At 43.7% G+C, this 19,149-nt stretch carries 16 protein-coding genes; 9 read left to right on the top strand and 7 right to left on the bottom strand.

Annotated elements, in window-relative coordinates; all coding sequences use genetic code 11:
* Positions 1 to 24: 24 nt before the first annotated feature.
* The gene (locus tag L8106_RS08815; RefSeq protein ID WP_009783912.1) at positions 25 to 1,257 is read left to right on the top strand and encodes an ATP phosphoribosyltransferase regulatory subunit; all 1,233 of its coding nucleotides are present in this window, start codon (positions 25 to 27) and stop codon (positions 1,255 to 1,257) included.
* Between the two features lie 85 nt (positions 1,258 to 1,342).
* Here L8106_RS08815 and L8106_RS31345 read toward each other — a convergent pair whose 3' ends face one another.
* From L8106_RS31345 to grpE, 6 genes are all read right to left on the bottom strand, one after another.
* On the bottom strand, positions 1,343 to 2,980 hold the full coding sequence (locus L8106_RS31345; protein WP_009783911.1) for an adenylate/guanylate cyclase domain-containing protein: 1,638 nt from the start codon (positions 2,978 to 2,980) through the stop codon (positions 1,343 to 1,345).
* Positions 2,981 to 3,326: 346 nt separating this feature from the next.
* The gene (gene rsgA, locus L8106_RS08805; protein ID WP_009783910.1) at positions 3,327 to 4,496 is read right to left on the bottom strand and encodes a small ribosomal subunit biogenesis GTPase RsgA; all 1,170 of its coding nucleotides are present in this window, start codon (positions 4,494 to 4,496) and stop codon (positions 3,327 to 3,329) included.
* Positions 4,493 to 4,750 (bottom strand): sulfurtransferase TusA family protein, encoded by a 258-nt coding sequence (locus tag L8106_RS08800; RefSeq protein ID WP_009783909.1) that lies wholly within the window; start codon positions 4,748 to 4,750, stop codon positions 4,493 to 4,495. The genes rsgA and L8106_RS08800 overlap by 4 nt, the downstream gene beginning before the upstream one ends.
* A 67-nt stretch (positions 4,751 to 4,817) precedes the next feature.
* Positions 4,818 to 5,957, bottom strand: coding sequence for a molecular chaperone DnaJ (dnaJ, locus tag L8106_RS08795; protein ID WP_009783908.1), 1,140 nt, complete (start codon positions 5,955 to 5,957; stop codon positions 4,818 to 4,820).
* Between the two features lie 110 nt (positions 5,958 to 6,067).
* Entirely contained in the window at positions 6,068 to 8,152 is a 2,085-nt protein-coding gene (gene dnaK, locus L8106_RS08790; RefSeq protein ID WP_009783907.1) for a molecular chaperone DnaK, read from the bottom strand.
* 174 nt (positions 8,153 to 8,326) lie between these two features.
* The gene (gene grpE, locus L8106_RS08785; protein WP_009783906.1) at positions 8,327 to 9,094 is read right to left on the bottom strand and encodes a nucleotide exchange factor GrpE; all 768 of its coding nucleotides are present in this window, start codon (positions 9,092 to 9,094) and stop codon (positions 8,327 to 8,329) included.
* A 499-nt stretch (positions 9,095 to 9,593) separates the two neighbouring features.
* Here grpE and L8106_RS08780 point away from each other — a divergent pair, with 499 nt between their 5' ends.
* The 4 genes from L8106_RS08780 to L8106_RS08760 all read left to right on the top strand — a co-directional run bounded on the left by L8106_RS08780 (position 9,594) and on the right by L8106_RS08760 (position 15,155).
* Positions 9,594 to 11,600 (top strand): GspE/PulE family protein, encoded by a 2,007-nt coding sequence (locus tag L8106_RS08780; RefSeq protein WP_009783905.1) that lies wholly within the window; start codon positions 9,594 to 9,596, stop codon positions 11,598 to 11,600.
* Between the two features lie 356 nt (positions 11,601 to 11,956).
* Positions 11,957 to 13,060 (top strand): type IV pilus twitching motility protein PilT, encoded by a 1,104-nt coding sequence (locus L8106_RS08770; protein ID WP_009783902.1) that lies wholly within the window; start codon positions 11,957 to 11,959, stop codon positions 13,058 to 13,060.
* A 132-nt stretch (positions 13,061 to 13,192) separates the two neighbouring features.
* The gene (locus L8106_RS08765; protein ID WP_009783901.1) at positions 13,193 to 14,323 is read left to right on the top strand and encodes a type II secretion system F family protein; all 1,131 of its coding nucleotides are present in this window, start codon (positions 13,193 to 13,195) and stop codon (positions 14,321 to 14,323) included.
* A gap of 193 nt (positions 14,324 to 14,516) precedes the next feature.
* Entirely contained in the window at positions 14,517 to 15,155 is a 639-nt protein-coding gene (locus L8106_RS08760) for a hypothetical protein (protein WP_009783900.1), read from the top strand.
* A 141-nt stretch (positions 15,156 to 15,296) separates the two neighbouring features.
* Here L8106_RS08760 and L8106_RS08755 read toward each other — a convergent pair whose 3' ends face one another.
* Entirely contained in the window at positions 15,297 to 16,298 is a 1,002-nt protein-coding gene (locus L8106_RS08755) for a hypothetical protein (RefSeq protein WP_009783899.1), read from the bottom strand.
* A 319-nt stretch (positions 16,299 to 16,617) separates the two neighbouring features.
* Between L8106_RS08755 and L8106_RS08750 the strand changes: the two genes are divergently transcribed.
* The 4 genes from L8106_RS08750 to eis all read left to right on the top strand — a co-directional run bounded on the left by L8106_RS08750 (position 16,618) and on the right by eis (position 19,028).
* Positions 16,618 to 16,827: a DUF2997 domain-containing protein gene (locus L8106_RS08750; RefSeq protein ID WP_009783898.1), complete on the top strand. Its 210-nt coding sequence runs from the start codon at positions 16,618 to 16,620 to the stop codon at positions 16,825 to 16,827.
* 43 nt (positions 16,828 to 16,870) lie between these two features.
* Positions 16,871 to 17,257: a DUF1257 domain-containing protein gene (locus L8106_RS08745; protein WP_009783897.1), complete on the top strand. Its 387-nt coding sequence runs from the start codon at positions 16,871 to 16,873 to the stop codon at positions 17,255 to 17,257.
* The gene (locus L8106_RS08740) at positions 17,257 to 17,682 is read left to right on the top strand and encodes a ferredoxin (protein ID WP_009783896.1); all 426 of its coding nucleotides are present in this window, start codon (positions 17,257 to 17,259) and stop codon (positions 17,680 to 17,682) included. The genes L8106_RS08745 and L8106_RS08740 overlap by 1 nt, the downstream gene beginning before the upstream one ends.
* Positions 17,683 to 17,846: 164 nt before the next feature.
* Positions 17,847 to 19,028: an enhanced intracellular survival protein Eis gene (gene eis, locus L8106_RS08735; RefSeq protein WP_009783895.1), complete on the top strand. Its 1,182-nt coding sequence runs from the start codon at positions 17,847 to 17,849 to the stop codon at positions 19,026 to 19,028.
* The last annotated feature ends 121 nt before the right edge of the window (positions 19,029 to 19,149 follow it).

Here is a 19,149-nt window from a genome sequence, read left to right as displayed (position 1 = left end):
CTACTACACTCTAAAACTGAGGTTATGGTTCATCAACTCCCTCTCGGTGCGCGAGATCTGCTTCCGCTTGACGTTACTCAAAAACTCTGGATAGAACACCGCTTACAGCAAGTCTTTCACCGCTGGGGCTATCATCGCATTATTACCTCTACCCTGGAACGGTTAGATACTCTGATGGCGGGAGGAGCGGTTCAACGGTCTACTGTTATTCAGTTACTCGAAGCCGAAGAGCAGGGACTTGGACTCCGACCTGAACTTACCGCTTCTATCGCTCGTACCGTTGTGACTCGGATGGCGGGTGCTAGTTGGTGGCCGCAACGCCTATATTACAATGCTAATATTTTCCGCAAGGGGGGCAAAACTAACTACGGCGGTCAACAGGAATTTTATCAAGCAGGCGTTGAGTTATTGGGTGCAGGGGGTTTGCTTGCAGATACCGAAATTGTCCTGTTATTGTTGGAGTGTTTGCAGGGTGTGGGATTAAGTGACTGTCATTTAATCTTAGGTGAAGCGGGACTGACGAGATCGCTTTTATCTGCTTTTCCAGCCAAGCTCCAAAAGCCTGTACGGGAGGCGATCGCTAATTTAGATCGAATCACTCTCGAAACGTTACCCATGTCGCAGGAGTTGCGAGAACGGGCGCTATTTCTATTTGACTTGCGGGGACAACCGGAAGATGTTCTCTCACAGGTTGCACAGTTAGAGTTAGACTCTGAGCAACAACAGGCTTTGAATAATCTAAAATCTTTAATTGACTTGTTGCAAAACTGTGATTCTACTCAGATGTCTCCCCCGAAAGTTGTCCTGGATTTGAGTTTAATTCAAACCTTTGATTACTACACGGGTATTGTCTTTGAGGTGGTGAGCAAGACTGATTCAGGAGCGCGAGTTTTAGCTCAAGGAGGACGCTACGACGAACTTTTAGGACTTTATCATCCTCAAGGAGAAACGCAACCGGGAATTGGATTTTCTTTTAATATTGAAGACTTGCATCAAGTCTTATTGGGGATGAATCAACTTCCTCAAGAAACTCCCTCAAATGATTGGTTGGTTGTCGCCGAAACTCCTCAAGCCTATGCTGCGGCTTTTACTTATGCAGAGAAATTAAGACAATCAACTCAATTAGTCAGAGTGGAAATGGAGTTAGGTTATCGGGAAAATGTAGACGATTTACGAGATTATGCTCGCCGTCGGGGAATTCATCAAATTGTTTGGGTGAATGGGGAAGGAATACCGAGAATAGAAAGGGTAAATTAGTTGGGGTCAGTTGAGTTTAAATGGCGATACCTAGATCTTAGAAAAGGGAAGTGAAAACACCGGATACTTCGTTAAGAGTTTCTGGTCATGCTATTCCTTTCAGGAAGTATGTACTCATTTCTCCTTTTCCTTTAACGTTAATCAAGCCCCGTTTTTCAAATTTATATTTATCTTGTAAGCGTTGGTATGTGGCTTCAGTCACTTGAATTTCTCCGATAATTCCGTGAGATTCCATCCGACTCGCTATATTCACCGTATCACCCCAAAGGTCATAAATAAACTTTTTTGCACCAATGACTCCCGCAACAACTGGCCCGGTATTAATACCAATTCTGAGCTGAAGATTGTGATCATGTTTTTGATTGAATTCAATTAATTTATTTTGCATTTCTAAGGCTAATTTTGCAATCGCTTCTGCATGATCACTACGAGGATTGGGTAAACCCCCGACAACCAAATAAGCATCTCCTATTGTCTTGATTTTTTCTAAGTTATTCTGAGTTGTTATCTGATCAAATTCTGAGAAGATTTCATTGAGAAGATTGACTAATTCTGTCGGTGATATCTTCGCTGAAAGCTGAGTAAAACCCGCAATATCGGCAAATAAAACGGTCACCTCTTCAAAATTGTCTGCAATAGTTTCAGGTTTATTTTTTAAACGCAAAGCAATGGATTCTGGTAAAATATTTAATAATAAACGCTCAGACTTTTCCTGTTCAACTTCTAACTGTTTTAAAGCTGACTGAAATGAGCGCCAAATGACAACCGATAAAGTAACCATTGCAATGACAGAACTGAGTAGAATAACAGTCATTTGCTGAGAGGTTCTTCTAATTTCTTGATGAGCAAATTGTATCTCTTCATTCGACAGAGAGATCAATTGATTAGAAATGACTTCACTTTCTTTTTTAAACTTTTCACTAATTTGATTAATATTATTTTCTAATAAACCAATTTTTTGGAAGTATAATTCAGAGCGAGATAGATAGTTTAGGGCTTGTTCTGTTTCATCAACAGTCAGGTATATATCCTGTTTAATTAATTCTTCTAATTGATTAATAACTAGATTTAGATTTTGTTGTTCTATCGGTTTACGAGTTAAAAAGTAAGCTTGAGCGCTGGCGATTAAATCATGGTAAACGTCTATAACATCAACATTCTCTGTATATTGTATGTTTTTATGCAAAAGCTGAAGTATTTCCTGATTTTCTGTAATCAGACCAATATTTTTATTTCCTAATTCTTCTGCTATCTGATCAGATTGCTGAAATTCAGTATGATACTGCTCAATTGCTTGATTGTATGTTGATAAATCATCGTGACTTTTATGTAAATTTCGACTCGAATTCTGTTCCTGAATCAACTGTCTAATTTGTTGACTAATATTCTGAATCTGAGCAATATTGTTGTCGTGATCTTTGAGATGATTTTGACGAGCGCGTTCAACCCCTAAAGTTAGAATTTCCTGAAAAAAACCTTGTTCAAGCTCGTTTGTTTCTTCTAACTCTTGATTCATCTTAAAAACTAACTGTTGTAGCTCAATACACTTGACCATCGCTAATTCAGTTTTCTGACGTACAAAATGAAGCGATATCAGACTGGTTAACGTTACTCCAGTCACCAACCCCAACAGGGTAACAGATGCTAATTTAAACCGACGACTAATGCTTTGTTGATTCCAAGTTTTATCAACATCTTTTGATAATAAATTCAGAGGGAGCATAATGGCTTTTTCCCTAATTTAAGGGAAATTAAACGTTAATCAAATCCTATTTACTGATTGATTTCATACGAATGTAAACCCTGATATAGAAAGAGTTATTTTCTACAGACAGATTAGTTTTTTTCTCAATCTTTGAATGTCAGTCATAACCCTTCGGAAATCCTGAAATTGAGTCTTCCAAGAATTATTCCGATTAGGATGGTTTCTTAGCCTGTATCTACCTACAGCTCAATTATATTCTACTTTTTGAAGTGCGTCACCTCACGGGTTGTCAGGCTAAAAAATTTGATTTCTCTGAGAAGCGAGATATCTTGAGTAAAAATAACTAGACAATTAATAATTTTTATTAAATATCTTCCATTTCTTCACAAAGATCTTGTAAGGTTTGATGTTGAATGCGTCGAGAAGAACGGCGATATTTCTTACTTTCTAACTTCGGTTCGTCTTGTTGCTTTCCACCAGATTTTGTTTTTGATTTAAAACTCGATTCTGCATCCGGTTGTTGGTGTAGTGCTTCTTGACGTTTGATTGCTTCCGCTAAAAAATCAAGATAAAATGAATAACGTTCCCAATCTTCTCTGACAACACAATTGGGTTCGTCTCGATGTAAACAATCACTAAATTGACAATTTCCGGTTGCTAATCTTTGTCTGGCTTCGGGAAAATAATCGGCTAATTCTTGGGGTTCACATTCCAATAGCGGTTGATTAAACCCCGGAGTATCGGCTAATAATCCTTTGGAGGGAAGTTCAAATAATTCAACGTGTCGGGTGGTATGTCTTCCCCGTCCTAATTTCCCAGAAACCGCTCCAACTCGCAAATCAATATCAGGAATGAGGAGGTTAATTAAACTTGATTTTCCAACTCCAGACGGCCCACAAATGACCGTTATTTTGTCTGTAAGCTGATCAATCAAAGAATGATTAATCGTTGATTTAAAATCAGAAATTGAATACCTTTGGATTTCGTTGTCATGCTCTAGAATAAATTCTACACCTTGATAAACACTGATAAAAAAGGGCTGATAACCCCAACTTGATAAGCGTTCACGCCAATGTTGCAACTGTTGGGAAGTGACTAAATCACACTTATTTAAACCCAAACAAACTTCTAACCCTGTTGATTCGGCTTTCACTAAAAATCGACTCAACGCTTGCGGATCGAGATCCGGTTCTGCAACCGCAAATACGAGTAAAATTTGGTCAGCATTGGCAATTGGAGGACGAGTCAGTTCAGTCTGACGAGGAAGCACCTCTGCGATCGCCCCTCGCCCCCCTGTCCAGTCTGGTTCTTCGATCATCACGCGATCGCCGACCATCACCTTCTGACCAATTTTTTTCAAGCGAGTGCGGCGAGTACACAGCAAAAAAGGCTCCGTGAATCCCTGCGCTTCCGGTAAACTTAAAGAGGCAAGTGTTAACTGCACTTGATAGAAGTTCGCCTGTACAGCAACCACAGTCCCCATCACCTGATGAGCCTCTTGGTTAACAACATGATCCGGCTCAACTAAACTCATACTGGAGTTTGTGGGCGGCGAACTTGAATGGCAAAGAAACCGGATCGATCTTCGATTTGTTCTATCTGGTAGCCTTCCATAGTCAAGCTATCGGGAACTTGTTCAATGGGTTCACCAGAGTCCAGCCAAACCTCTAACAATGACCCCGGAGCCATTTGTTCTAATTTTAATTTAGTTCTCACGAAATTGAGAGGGCAAGGAGTCCCTCGCAAATCCATCTGAGCATCGGGTGTAGAAGTTGTGGAATGGGTCATGTTAGTTATCAGTTCAGCATCAAAACAAATGTGCAGTTTTTTCTGAAGTCACAGGCTTTTTCACGGATCATTTTTGGTGAAATAGATTCCCGAGAAACCCTTCTAAGCCTCCTTTTCCAGTCCGTTCACCATGAATTTTAGCCAGTTCTTCTAAGAGTTCTCGTTCTTTGGCGGTGATCCGAGTGGGAATTTCCACCGAGATCGTCAGTAAATGATCGCCTCGACTCACCGGATTTCCCAAACGGGGAACACCTTTATTTTCTAGCGTTAAAACCGTTCCGGGTTGAGTTCCGGCGGGAATTTTCACCGTAGTCGGCCCATCCACCGTTTCCACTTCCAAGTTACAACCTAAAATGGCTTGTAAGTAACTAATCTTCACCTCCGAGAGAATATTAATCCCATCTCGTTTGAAGTGAGGATCAGGCGACACCGACAAAAAGACATACAAATCTCCAGGAGGGCCTCCTTGCTTTCCGGCATCTCCTTCATTGGCAACACGCAAGCGTGTACCATTATCAACACCACCCGGTACATTGATTTTCAGTTTTTTGGTGACTTCCTTCAGACCCTGACCCGCACAAGTGGTGCATTTTTCTTCGATCATCTGACCGACACCATTACAAGTCGGACAAACAGAAACTTGAGTAAAACTCCCAAACGGGGTACGAGTAGCGCGACGAACTTGACCACTTCCGCCACAGGTTGAACAGGTTTGAGGACGAGTCCCCGGTTTAGCACCACTACCGTTACAGGTTTCGCAGGTTTCGAGATGTTTAATGCGAATTTCTTTTTCGCCGCCAAAAATAGCCTCTTTAAAGTCAAGGGGCAAATCTAGCCGTAAATCATCACCTCGCGCCGGGCCAGTTCGCCGTCTTCCTTGTTGTGGGCCACCGACCCCCCCCGCAAAACCACTGAAAAAACTTTCAAAGATATCGGCAAAACTGTCACTGAAGTCTTGGTTAAAGCCACTTGCTCCTCCGGCTCCCCCGGCAACTCCTGCTTCACCAAAACGGTCATAACGCGCTCGTATTTCCGGTTCAGAGAGAACTTCATAAGCGCGATTAATTTCTTTAAAGCGTTCTTCTGCTCCCGCTTCTTTATTGACATCGGGGTGATATTTGCGAGCTAGCCTACGATAAGCCCGCTTAATTTCCTCTTTGTCTGCGTTGCGAGCAACACCAAGTGTTTCATAATAATCGGCTGCCATAGAACTTTATTGGTGAAATCTAAATCACAATAACGACAAAAAACGCCCAGGAGTTACTCAGAACTGCGAAGTGTTGAACTTCAAACCCGTTCAAACTCCCCAACTCCAGACTAACTGGTGGAATTGGTCAGAAAAGGATTGCCCGGATCTGGATCTAAAATCTCTCCGGCTTGAGAAGCCACTTCCTCAGAAATGTCCTCTAGCCCGAAAGCAGGTTCGGCGGCGATCGCATTATCCTCCTCAGAAACCTCCTCTAGCCCAAAAGCTGATTCGGTACTGATCACATCATCCTCAGAGGATAAATCTTCAGAGACGGCTTCATCCTCTTCTAAGTCTACCACTGGCAAGCTTTCCTCGGGGGAATGTGCAACCCCAGACTCAGGTTCGGTTTTCTCGTAAATCGCCGCACCGAGATCGTAGAGCATTTCTTGGAAAGCATCTACCCGTTCCTTCATTTCGTCGTAAGTCACATCGGGGTTAGCAACTGCTTTTTTCAGAGCCGCAGCTTCAGTCCGAATACGCTCTTTGAGTTCGGCAGTCAGGAGTTGCGGGTTTTGTTTGAGGGTTTCTTTGCAGTTTTCAAACAGAGTTGCACATTGATTTTTCAGATCAACAATTTGTCGGCGTTGTTCATCTTCATCCCCGTATAGTTCGGCTTCTTGTCGCATCCGCTCAATTTCGGCTTCACTCAAACCGCCTGTATTGGTAATTTGGATGCTTTGTTCTCGTCCGGTACCGAGATCAATGGCTGAAACCTTTAAAATTCCATTGGCATCGATATCAAAAGCCACTTCAATTTGCGGAACCCCCCGTTTAGCGGCAGGAATTCCCGTTAAGAGGAATTTACCCAAACTTTTATTATCTTTAACGAGCGCCCGTTCTCCTTGAAGAACATGAATTTCCACTGAAGTTTGTCCATCAACGGCTGTTGAAAACATTTGAGCGCGACTGGTGGGAATGGTGGTGTTACGCTCAATTGTCTTAGTAAAGACGCCACCTAAAGTTTCTAAACCCAAAGACAGGGGTGTTACATCCAGCAATAACAGATCTTTGACCTCACCGCCCAAGACTCCAGCTTGAATAGCAGCGCCCAACGCCACCGCCTCATCCGGGTTCACAGAGCGATCGGGAGTTCTCCCCGAAAAATAATTGCTAATTGCTTGTTGGACAGCCGGAGTACGAGTGGAACCCCCCACCAAAATAATCCGATCCACATCATCGGGTTGGAGACTCGCATCTCGCAGAGCTTGCGTTACAGGTTGAATCGTGTTGTCAATCAACTCCTTGACCAATTCCTCAAATTGGCTGCGACTCAATTCAACTTCGAGATGCTTCGGGCCAGATTCATCTGCCGTCAGAAACGGAAGATTAATGGAAGTTGTTGTGCGACTCGATAGTTCAATTTTGGCTTTTTCTGCGGCTTCACGCATCCGTTGGAGCGCCATTTTATCGCTCGAAAGATCAATACCTTCCCGTTCACGGAAAACCTCAACAATCCAGAGAACCAGACAATTATCAAAGTCATCTCCGCCCAGATGGTTATTTCCAGCCGTCGCCATGACTTCAAAAATACCATCCCCCAATTGCAAGATCGAGACATCAAATGTCCCCCCTCCCAAATCAAAGACTAAGATTTTCTGGTCTTGATCTTGTTTATCTAAACCATAGGATAAAGCCGCAGCCGTGGGTTCATTGATAATCCGCAGGACTTTTAAACCCGCAATGGTTCCCGCATCTTTGGTGGCTTGTCGTTGAGCATCAGTGAAGTAAGCAGGAACCGTAATCACAGCTTGATCAACCGACTCTCCCAAATAGCTTTCCGCTTCTTCTTTGAGCTTTTGCAACACCATCGCCGAAATTTCTTGCGGGGTGTAAACTTGGTCTCGAATCTGGACGTTTACCGTGTTATCTTTTCCCGAAACGCATTCATAGGGAACCCTTTTGCGTTCTTGTTCGGTGTCTTCCCATCTACGCCCGATGAAGCGTTTAATACTGTAAATTGTATTTTCGGCATTCGTCAGGGCTTGTCGCTTTCCGAGTTGACCGACTAAGCGTTCATTGTGTTTCCCAAATCCCACAATACTCGGAGTTGTACGTCCGCCCTCGGAGTTGGCGATCACCGTGGGTTGACCGCCTTCTAGAACAGCCACACAACTATTTGTTGTGCCTAGATCGATGCCAATGACTTTTCCCATAACGTCTCGGCGATGAAAGTGTGCAAAGATTGCCTTCGAGAATATTCAATGTCTTGAGGATTTTACAAAACCAACATTAGCTAACCCAGGCTAAGTTAGCAATGATTGAGGTTTTGTTGACGACAGAAATTGAGTGCTGAGAACGAGTGCTGACAGAACACCCGCCCATAAACCCTATTCCTGTGGAGCAGGGGCTTCTGAGTCCGTTTCCGATGAGCTAGAAGACTCCGGAGCGGTGGCAACTTTCACCATCGCATGGCGGAGAACCCGTTCACCGATCATATAGCCTCTCATCATTTCTTCGATGACTGTACCTTCCGGGTGAGTCTCTGAAGCTTCGCGCATCACCGCTTCATGTAGATTGGGATCAAAGGGTTCTCCATCAGGACGCATCGCCGATACACCCAACTGCTTGAGGCTTTCGACCATCTGCTTGTAAACACTCTGATAGCTTTTGTGAATATTCATTTCGCTCTCAGTTTGAGGCTTAATGTGAGATCTAGCCCGCTCAAAATTATCAATCACGGGTAATAGTTTTTTGATGGTATTACACTTAATTTGTACCTCTAAATCCTCTTTTTCCTTTTGAGTCCGTTTGCGAAAGTTCTCAAAGTCCGCAGCGAGGCGTCGATACTGGGTGTTGATCTCGTCGAGTTGAGCGGTTAGCGCCTGATTGGCTTGGGCTAGAGCGACTAATTCCTGCTGGATTTGCTCACTTGTGCTAGATTCTTCTTGCATTTGGGATTCAGGAAAATCGGGAGGTAACTCCTGGGAGGTGTGGTCGTCTAATTGAACCTCAACAGGGGTCGCGGCTTGATCCTCGACGACTTCAGGCGATACATTTTCAGCCTCTGACGGAATACCATTTTGATTGGTTGTGGCTTCTGGGGTATCAGTAGTTGGATTTGACATCATCTCTTCTTGCTGGTCTTGGTTGATCATAGAAAACTGAGCGATGGAGCTTCAATACTTGTTGTCTGTGCTGAGTTCGCCCTCGCAATCCTCCAATTCGCTTCTATCTATTCAAAAATTTTAACCAAAATCATATCGTAAATCACAGCGATGGAAGTTAGCAAAAGCTATCATCTGAGAAGAGGTTTCTCTGAACTTAGCACAGTCATCTAGATCGTACCCTAATCAGCTTGTCATGATTAACAATGATCAACCGAAATTGGCAATCGGAACCCTCAGCTCTGCGAAGAGATCCCCAATTGGGCTGAGAAGTTGACTGACAGGGCTTAATTAATCCGCGCTGAAGTCGGGTAACAATTAGCACATGAACTGGCTGAGAATCAGGGATTTAACCGCAGCGATACTCTCGGCTTGCTCTTTTTCTGAAGTTCGCTAAACCAGTGAAGATACAAGCCGTTCGAGACTAGCTCTAGAAACTTTCTCAAACTTTTTGGGAATCCTATATCTTTAAGAGATTGTTACCTCAGATATGACTAATACATCTCGGCGACGTACCGCCCTAGTTGCGACCAGCACCACGCCTTTCGGTAATAAGTTAATTCAATCGGGATACATCAGCCCAGAACAACTTCAGCAAGCCCTGAAAGCCAGCCAAGCCGGGAAACCGTTAACAGAAGTTTTGGAATCGGTGACCGGGAAACCTCTACCGCCAGAACTCGCACGTCAGTATAAAAAACAACAGCTTTTTGAGCAAAAAATTATCTACGGTGTTGATGCGTTTGACCTCGAAGTCGAACAGGTTTCCGTCGAGCAAATCGAACAAATGCTCAACACGCTAGAAACCACGGTTGAAACCTGCAAACGCCATCGCTTCATTCCATTACAAATCCTCGAAACTGAACCTCCGATGATTTTGATGGCAATGGTCAATCCGGACAACCTCAACGCTTTAGACGAACTCAAAAACCAACTGTTGCGTCCGAAAGGTTGGCATCTCAAGCGCCAAGTCATCACCCAAGGAGACTATGACAAACTGATCTCAGCCTATGGCGAAGAAGATCTCAAACGCAAACAAGCCGCCGCCGCCCGTCTAGAAGACGAAAAACTTCAGTTTACCTCCGGCGACTTTGAGGAGATGGACTTAGAAGATGTCACCGATGAAGGCGGTGGTGCTGATTTAGCCGATGAAATCGAACAAGCTGAAACCGCCCCGGTGATTAAAGCGGTGAACGTGATCTTAGCCAAAGCCTTATCTGAAGGAGTCTCTGATATTCACGTCGAACCGCAAGAATACGAAATGCGGATTCGGATGCGGAAAGATGGGGTTTTGCAAGAATATTTCAAATTTCCGAAAAAAGTCATTCCCGCAATTACCTCTCGCTTTAAAATTCTGGCTGAACTAGACATCGCTGAACGTCGCCAAGCCCAAGACGGCAGGATTCGTCGTCGCTTTAAGGGCCGAACTGTAGACTTTCGGGTGAATAGCTTACCGAGCCGCTACGGTGAAAAAATTGTACTGCGGATTTTGGATAGTTCCTCAACTCAGTTGGGACTTGACAAAATGATTACCGATGAAGAAACCTTAGCAATGGTTCGGGAAACCGCAAGCCGACCTTTTGGATTAATCTTAGTCACAGGGCCAACGGGTTCGGGAAAATCAACCTCGTTGTACTCGATGCTCTCTGAACTCAATGACCCCGAAATTAACATCAGTACCGCCGAAGATCCGATTGAATACGCCCTTCCGGGGATTACTCAATGTCAGGTGATTCGTGAAAAAAACTTAACGTTTGCCAATATTCTCCGGGCTTTCCTACGACAAGACCCTGATGTGTTGCTAGTAGGAGAAACGCGAGATTTAGAAACGGCGAAAACGGCGATTGAAGCGGCTTTGACTGGACACTTGGTTTTAACAACCCTACACACCAACGACGCAGCAGGCGCGATTGCCCGTTTAGATGAAATGGGCGTTGAACCGTTCATGGTGTCAGCGGCGTTACTGGGAATCCTCGCCCAACGTCTGATGCGTCGCGTTTGTAGCGAATGTCGGGTTCCCTATACTCCCCACCCTGAAGAACTCGGACGGTATGGCTTATCGGCTTCGCGAGAGTTGAATGTTGAGTTCTTTCGGGCGAATACCATCGCGGCTGACCAACGTAAAAGTCTAAGTGATCGCGGTGAACTCTGTAAAAAGTGCAGCGGTTTAGGATATAAAGGTCGGGTTGGGGTCTACGAATTCCTGAAAGTCACTGAACGCCTGCAAACGTTAATCACCAAAGGCGCCCCCACTGAACAAATTAAGGAAGCCGCAGTCGAAGAAGGAATGAAAACTTTGCTGGCTTACAGTTTACAACTGGTGCGTGAAGGCTATACCACCTTTGAAGAAGTGGAACGGGTAACATTCACCGATTCCGGTTTAGAAGCTGAACTGAAGGCTAAACGCAAGCAGGGCTTGACTTGTAAAGGTTGTTCTGCCGAACTCAAACCCGAATGGCTCGATTGTCCCTATTGCATGACGCCCCGTTTTACCGATTAGAGTAGGGATAGGGGGAGATGGGGAGATGGGGAGATGGGGAGATGGGGAGATGGGGAGATGGGGAGATGGGGAGATGGGGAGATGGGGAGATGGGGAGATGGGGAGATGGGGAGATGGGGAGCTATTGCCACATGAGCTATTGCCTTTTGCCTATTGCCACATGAGCTATTGCCTTTTGCCTATTGCCACATGAGCTATTGCCTTTTGCCTCTTGCCTCTCTTGCAAACTTTGCTCGCGACTATTCCGCCGGGCCGCAAGTTTGCGCTTTTGCCTTTTGCCTTTTGCCTTTTGCCACATGAGCTTTTGCCTTTTACCTTTTAACTTTTGATTTTTTACATTTGGAGGATTCAATATTATGGCTGGTTTGATGATTGAAGATGTGATGGAGTCCTTGATTGAACAAGGTGGCTCTGATATGCACATCCAAGCAGGTGCGCCAATTTTTTTCCGTATCAGTGGTAAACTCACCCCTCAAACTCAGTTTGGAGAATGTTTTGCTCCTGAAGATGTGCAGGTTCTCATCTTTCAAATGCTGAATAATATGCAGCGGAAGCAACTTGAACAGGAATGGGAACTTGACTGCGCTTATGGGGTAAAAGGACTGGCTCGGTTTCGGGTGAATGTTTATCGAGAACGGGGCTGTTGGGCGGCTTGTTTGCGGGCGTTAGCGTCGAAAATTCCGAACGCGGATAAATTGGGAGTTCCCCAAACGATTCGTGATATGACTGAAAGACCTCGGGGAATGGTTTTGGTCACAGGTCAAACGGGTTCGGGTAAAACGACAACAATGGCGGCGTTATTGGATTTAATTAATCGTACCCGTAGCGAACATATTCTCACTGTTGAAGACCCAATTGAATATGTTTTTCCCAATATTAAAAGCTTGTTTCACCAACGACAAAAAGGGGAAGATACAAAAACTTTTGCCAATGCTTTGAAAGCTGCTTTGCGGGAAGATCCAGATATTATTCTGGTTGGTGAAATGCGGGATTTAGATACTATTGGTTTGGCAATTTCTGCCGCAGAAACAGGTCACTTAGTTTTTGGCACACTACACACAAACTCTGCTTCTGCAACAGTAGACCGGATGTTGGATGTATTTCCTCCAATTCAACAACCGCAAATTCGAGCGCAACTTTCTGGGTCTTTAGTCGGAGTTTGTAGCCAAAACCTCGTTCCGACTCTGAGCGGAGGTCGTTGTGCGGCGGTAGAAATTATGCTGAATACTCCAGCGATGGGGAACTTAATTCGGGAAGGAAAAACAACTCAAATTTACTCTCAAATTCAAATGGGGGCAAAATTGGGAATGCAAACAATGGAAATGGCATTAGCTAAAATTTTCCAAGAAGGAAAAGTAAGTTGGGATGCCGCGATGAGTAAGAGTTCAAAACCCGAAGAACTTGAACGTTTAATCGGCCCTGCGCCGAAAGCAGCAGCACAAAAAGCTAAAGCTCGTTAATTTTAGAACTCGGGATCAGGATTAGAAGCCGTTCAGGTCAAAAGTTGAGCCTTATAATTGCCGATTTTCTAATCCCAAATCCCAATTTATAATAGAATTTAGCTCAAAAAAAAGTTGGATTTAAGGGGAGCAATGACCACTAATAAACTTCGGACTCACTCGAGAAAGCAAGGTTTTGATCTCAAAAAACTTGAAGAAGATATTAACGTGGCTCTCGCCCAGATTACGGTTAAAGATTTAGCGATTTTTGCCCGTCAATTTGCGGCGATGTTTAACGCCGGAATTGCGATGGCTCGTTGTTTGAGTGTGTTATCAGAACAATGTGATAATGCTCGTCTAAAACGGGCTTTAACTACGATTCGAGCGGATGTAGAAGAAGGAAATGCCCTCTCAGAATCGATGCGGAAGTTTCCTGATGTCTTTGATATGTTGTTTATCAGTATGGTTTCAGCCGGAGAGGTTGGGGGTGTACTCGATGAAGTTTTAGAACGTCTGGCGGTGATGATGGAGAAAAACCACAAAACCGAAAGTGAAATTAAATCCGCTATGTCTTACCCGAAAACGGTTTTATTTATTGCCCTTGCCGTTTTCTTTGCGATGACAATTTTCCTCCTTCCAACCTTTGCAGGGATTTTTGAGCAAATTGGGACTGAGTTGCCATTGTTTACGGTCATTATGTTGAGTATTAGTGATTTTTGTACAACCTGGCCGCCGATTCCTCAAGCAATGGTCATTGGGAGTTTATTTGGACTTTCTTTGGCTTATCAAGCCTTTTATAAAACCCCGGCTGGCCATCTAGCGATGGATAAGATTTTTCTGAAACTTCCTTTGTTTGGGCCACTGATTGAGAAGTCTGCGGTCGCTCGTTTTTGTACAATTTTCGGAAGTTTAACTCGGGCAGGTGTACCGATTATGAACTCGCTAGAAATTGTGCGAGATGTAGCTGGAAATCAAGCCATTGCCAATGCGATTGAACACGCGAGAACTGAAATTCAACAAGGGGGATTAATTAGTTTAGCCCTGCAAGAAGGTAACGTTTTCCCAAACTTAGCGATTCAGATGATTGCGATTGGAGAAGAATCGGGGGAACTCGATAAAATGTTGATGAAAGTGGGGGCGTTTTATGAGACAGAAGTTGAAGAAGCTGTAAAAGGTTTAACCAGTGCATTAGAACCGATGATGATTGTGGTTGTGGGTGGAATTGTAGCATCGGTTTTGCTGTCTATGTATTTGCCCATGTTTAAAGTATTCGAGGCGTTGTAAATTTCAAAAAACCTAATTTAAGTTTAGACAACTCTCATCGTAATTGTGTAGAAGTTAAAATGAGAATAGGAGCTAAAAAAACAAGCTAATTTGAGAGAACAAACAGAGTAAAAATGATCGGTTTATCTTAAATTAGCTTAATCTCTTAACAAACTCCACCTTACTTTTTGACTGCCCTTTACTTTAAATTAAGATGCCTGTTCAACAATCTCATTATGAAACCCTGCTTGCTGAATACAGTAATGCAGAAGCAGCAATCGCACTTTTAAAGCAGCATCGAACTTACTTGGAAATGATTCCGAGTATGCGTCGCCCCGATGAAAGTTTAATTACTATCCCTTTACCGATTGTCCGTTTACGAGATGGGGTTTCTTATACCGGAAAATCTGGAGTTAGTATTACACCCGGACAAGCAATGTGTTTACCCTGTGATTTAGGGATTATTATGTGTGATCCGGAGTGGAAAGTCAAAATTGGGGTGGAAATTTTTATCTTTATTCATCACCCCAATGAAGATTTTTCAGACTTATTGATGCGTTGGCGACTGACTCAAGTTTGCTTAGATCAAGGCTATGAATGGGTGATGCCTCATCATTATAGCCATATTTATTCCCAAGAGGCTGAGAAGATTTATCCTTTGTTTGTACTCTTTTCAGAAACACCTGAACGCATTAAACGAGGATTACAAGGTGCAAATTTACCGTTTGTCATTCCGGCATTAGATACAACGGTAGATCCTTCAGATTATCAGTCTATTGATGAACTCGATGAGTTTGATCTTGAACATCATCCGGAGTGGAAATCTTGGGGAGATATTAACAGTGACCAGTGACCAGTCAATAATAAACCGTGAAAACGACTGCATAACTGGTACTGGCAATTTATGAATTGCTCCGACAACACAGGTCACTGATAATTGTAAACTGTAAAACTCTCCTACTTATGTAAAAGCTAGGTTAAGTTTTAAGGTGAATTAACGGACAAATTGAGGCATAATTTCTGCTGCGGTAAATAAGCCGTAAATTCCTCGTTCGTGAAGCTGAATTCCAGCTTTGAGATAACCAAACGCAGGCCCGCAAACGTTAGCCGCCATACTGGTTTCATCGCCAAGGGTGAAGGTGTGAGTTGAGATTTTTCCTTCAAAGGTGCGGCCTGTAATTTGGACGTTGGTACTCAGAGGTTTTTTCGGATTGCGAGTATCAACAATTCCGCCAACGGTAACGCGATCGCGGCTACAAATTCCGGCTAATTCTAACATGATATCATCGGCGTGTTCCATGTTTTCGAGCTTAAGTAAGCCGTTGGTTTCATCGAGTAAAGCTTCGACTTCGGCATCACTCATGGCTCTGGCTTGTTCGATATTGTAGCCGCTTAAATGACCAATATCTTCGCGAATGGTGGCGCGATAGGCTTCCCAATTGGCGATTCCTACACCGAAGGTAATATTAACGCTGTGAATTTCACTATAGCTTTGGGCGGCTAAAGCGGCGGCGGCGGTTAACAGCCCTGGAGTGGCACCACAACCGCTCATGTAGGTGATTCCGGCTTGTTGCAGGTCTTCTTGAAGTTCGAGCAATAATTCGACGGCTGATGTGCGTTTGATGGCATCTACCAACACCCCTCGCCAACCCAGTTCGATAAACTGACGCGCCACAGACGCCATGAAGCTGTTCGGTAGGTTCGGTAGGGCGAGAAAATAGCCATCAACTCCAACGGCGGTTTTGACTAATTCTTCGATGCTTTGGTTGCTGAGGGTGCCATTCGGTTCGAGATAACCCAGAGAACCTTGATCTCGGTAGATACCAACACAGCGATCGCGATTGAGTCCGGTTGGAGAATAAGCATAGCCTTTTTGATCGGCTGCTGCCACCCAAAGCATTTCCTGTTTGGGAGCTAACACGGCTGTCGCTGCTTGTCCTAAACCTCCAAATCCGAGTATACCAACCCGCATGGGAGATGAAGTGAAATTGGTCATTGGTCTTTGACTCATAACAGAATTTTTGGATCAGACAATCTTTTATTATCGGTGATCATTGGGAATACAACGCAAGGAAGACTCATACCTTACTCCCTTGACTCTGGGAGAAATGTACGCGAAACTTAACATATAATTCTCGGATTGCTTCAGCTATTAATAACTTTTGTGAACCTATGACTCGCTTTAGATCCATTCGTCAAAATTGATGTAGGGATGTTGCAGTCATTAAAATAATGAAGCGATCGCCAAAACAGTTGTCACTGCCCGAGCAGTGTCGATTAATGTCCCGCAACTCTTGTAGCAGTCTGCTCAATCTATGGAAACCTTAGAGTTCGTGATCTATCCCGATGGCCGAGTCCAGGAAAAAGTCACTGGCATTGTCGGTGCTTCCTGTGAGGAGGTTACGAAAGCCATTGAAGCTGAATTGGGTGTAGTGCTAAATCAGGAGACAACTTCTGAATATTTTGCACAAACTCAGAATCAATCTCAAACGGCGACTGCCCAGGTTAACTTTAGCAATTGGTAAACTTTACCGACGAATTCATTCAATTCGTTCAACATTAGCGTCTATGTCACACTTTAGTCAAATCAAAACACAAATTCGCAATCTGACTTCTTTAAAAGCGGCTTTATCTGATTTAGAAATTGATTGGAAATCTGGCTCAAAAGAAGTTCGAGGCTACCAAGGTCAAACTCGTCCGGCTGAGATTACCATTGAACAAGACAATGGATATGATATCGGCTTTTGCTGGAATGGCAGCGAATATGAATTAGTTGCTGACCTACAATTTTGGCAGCAGCCTATCCCGGTTCAATTGTTTGTGAACAAAGTCACTCAACGCTATGCTTATCAAACAGTTGTCAGCCAAAGCAACAAACAAGGTTTTCAAATTGCTGAACAACAGCAAAATCAAGACGGTTCAATTCGTCTCGTTGTCCAACGCTGGAGTGCATAATGTCTCAATGGTCTGCATCGTCGATTAACTCAACACCAGAACGTTCGGGGTTGGAACCGGAACTTGGAGGGGGTTTGCGGGATGTACCAGAGCGTTCAGGCTTAGAGCCAGAGTTGGGGGGTGTCTTGCGGCAAAAGGGGGTTTATGTTGATGAACCGACTTGTATTGGCTGCAAACACTGCGCCCATGTTGCCCGTAATACCTTCTATTTGGAGCCTGATTATGGGCGAAGTCGAGTATTTCGGCAAGATGGTGATCCCGAAGAAATGATTCAGGAAGCAATAGAGACTTGTCCTGTCGATTGCATTCACTGGGTCGATTATCAAGAGTTGAAAAACCTCGAAGCGGAACGTCAGCATCAAGTGATCCCAGTGGTGGGATTTCCAGTTGAGGCTTCTATTGCTAATCGAAAACGCAAAGAATAAAATCGCCCCGCCGATTTGCAATTATGCTGATTGATATTGATACACCAGCAACACCCACAGGTGAGGTCTGGTGTTTTTTCTGGAAAGACTGTTTACATTGATTTCAGTGATCAGTATTCACTTCTGCTGTTTAACTTTTAGCTGCTATTTTAGAAAACTTTTTTATGGAAAATTTGCGGGAAGTTTCGGTGGCTAGCGATCACGATGAAAGCCAACTTTTAGGAAAAATACTTTGTCAATGTTTTGGTTTTCCTCAGACGGAATGGGAAGATTATGGAAGTAGTATTGGATTAGATAATTTTCGCCTAATTCGCCACAACAAAAAAGTAGCTGGAGGACTGGCAATCTATCGCATGGGTCAATGGTTTGGGGATCGTTGTATTCCGATGGCGGGACTTGCTGCGGTGGGGATAGCGCCGGAATATCGAGGTCAAGGAATGGCTTTAGAGTTGTTGCGGGAAACCCTCAAAGAACTGCACGCTGAAAAGGTGGCAATTTCCACGCTTTATCCTGCGGTTCAATCGCTTTATCGTGGCGTGGGATATGAATATGGCGGAACTCGATGTTTATGGGAATTACCGTTATCAACGCTAAAATCTAGACCCTCTCAACTGAAATTAGAGAGAATGAAGCGTCTAGAAATAGAGGCGTTAATTGATGTGTATAACCAACAAGTTAATCACATGAATGGTTATTTAGATCGGCATCCAGCTTTTTGGAAAAATATTATTAAAGCCGCAGAAGGTGAAGAAGTTTATGGATATTGGATCGGTTCGTCTAGTTTGCCTCAAGGTTATGTGATTTTTCAGCAAAAAGGAGTTCTGGGTAGTTTATCTCTAGAAATTCGCGACTGGGTAACGTTGAGTGCGGATGCCACAAATTGTCTATTTTCATTTTTGGCAAGTCATCGTTCTCAAGTTGATCAATGTCGATGGTATGGGGGTGCTGTAGAACCCAAACTGATGCTACTCGCCGAACAAAATGCCAAACTGGTAAACTATGAACAGTGGATGTTGAGAATTGTTGATTTAGTGACGGCGTTGGAGTCTCGCGCCTATTCAGTCAATCTTGAAACGGAATTACATTTATCAGTTATTGATGATTTGCTTGAAGAAAATCAAGGCAATTTTGTGCTAGAAGTTGCTGCCGGAAACGCACAGGTTAAGCGAGGAGGTCGAGGAGAATTTCACCTGAAAATCGGGTCATTAGCTCCACTTTATGCCGGATTACTAGGGCCTCGACAGTTACAAAAAATGGGTTGGCTCGAATGTACAGATTCAGCATTGCGAATTGCTGAGTATTTGTTTCCGATGACAACTTCCCCAGCAATGCCTGATTTTTTCTAGACTAATCTTGAGATGATTAACCCAATTCTATTAATCTAATTATGCCTGATGATTTGATTCCATTTTTAATGGGTGTGGGAATTTTGGTGATTTACCTGATTTTTTCAGCGTTAACAGAGAT

The organism is Lyngbya sp. PCC 8106 (genome assembly GCF_000169095.1).
Classification (GTDB): domain Bacteria; phylum Cyanobacteriota; class Cyanobacteriia; order Cyanobacteriales; family Microcoleaceae; genus Capilliphycus.
The sequence above is the reverse complement of the archived record's forward strand: the minus strand, read 5'-3'. Positions and strand labels throughout refer to the sequence as shown.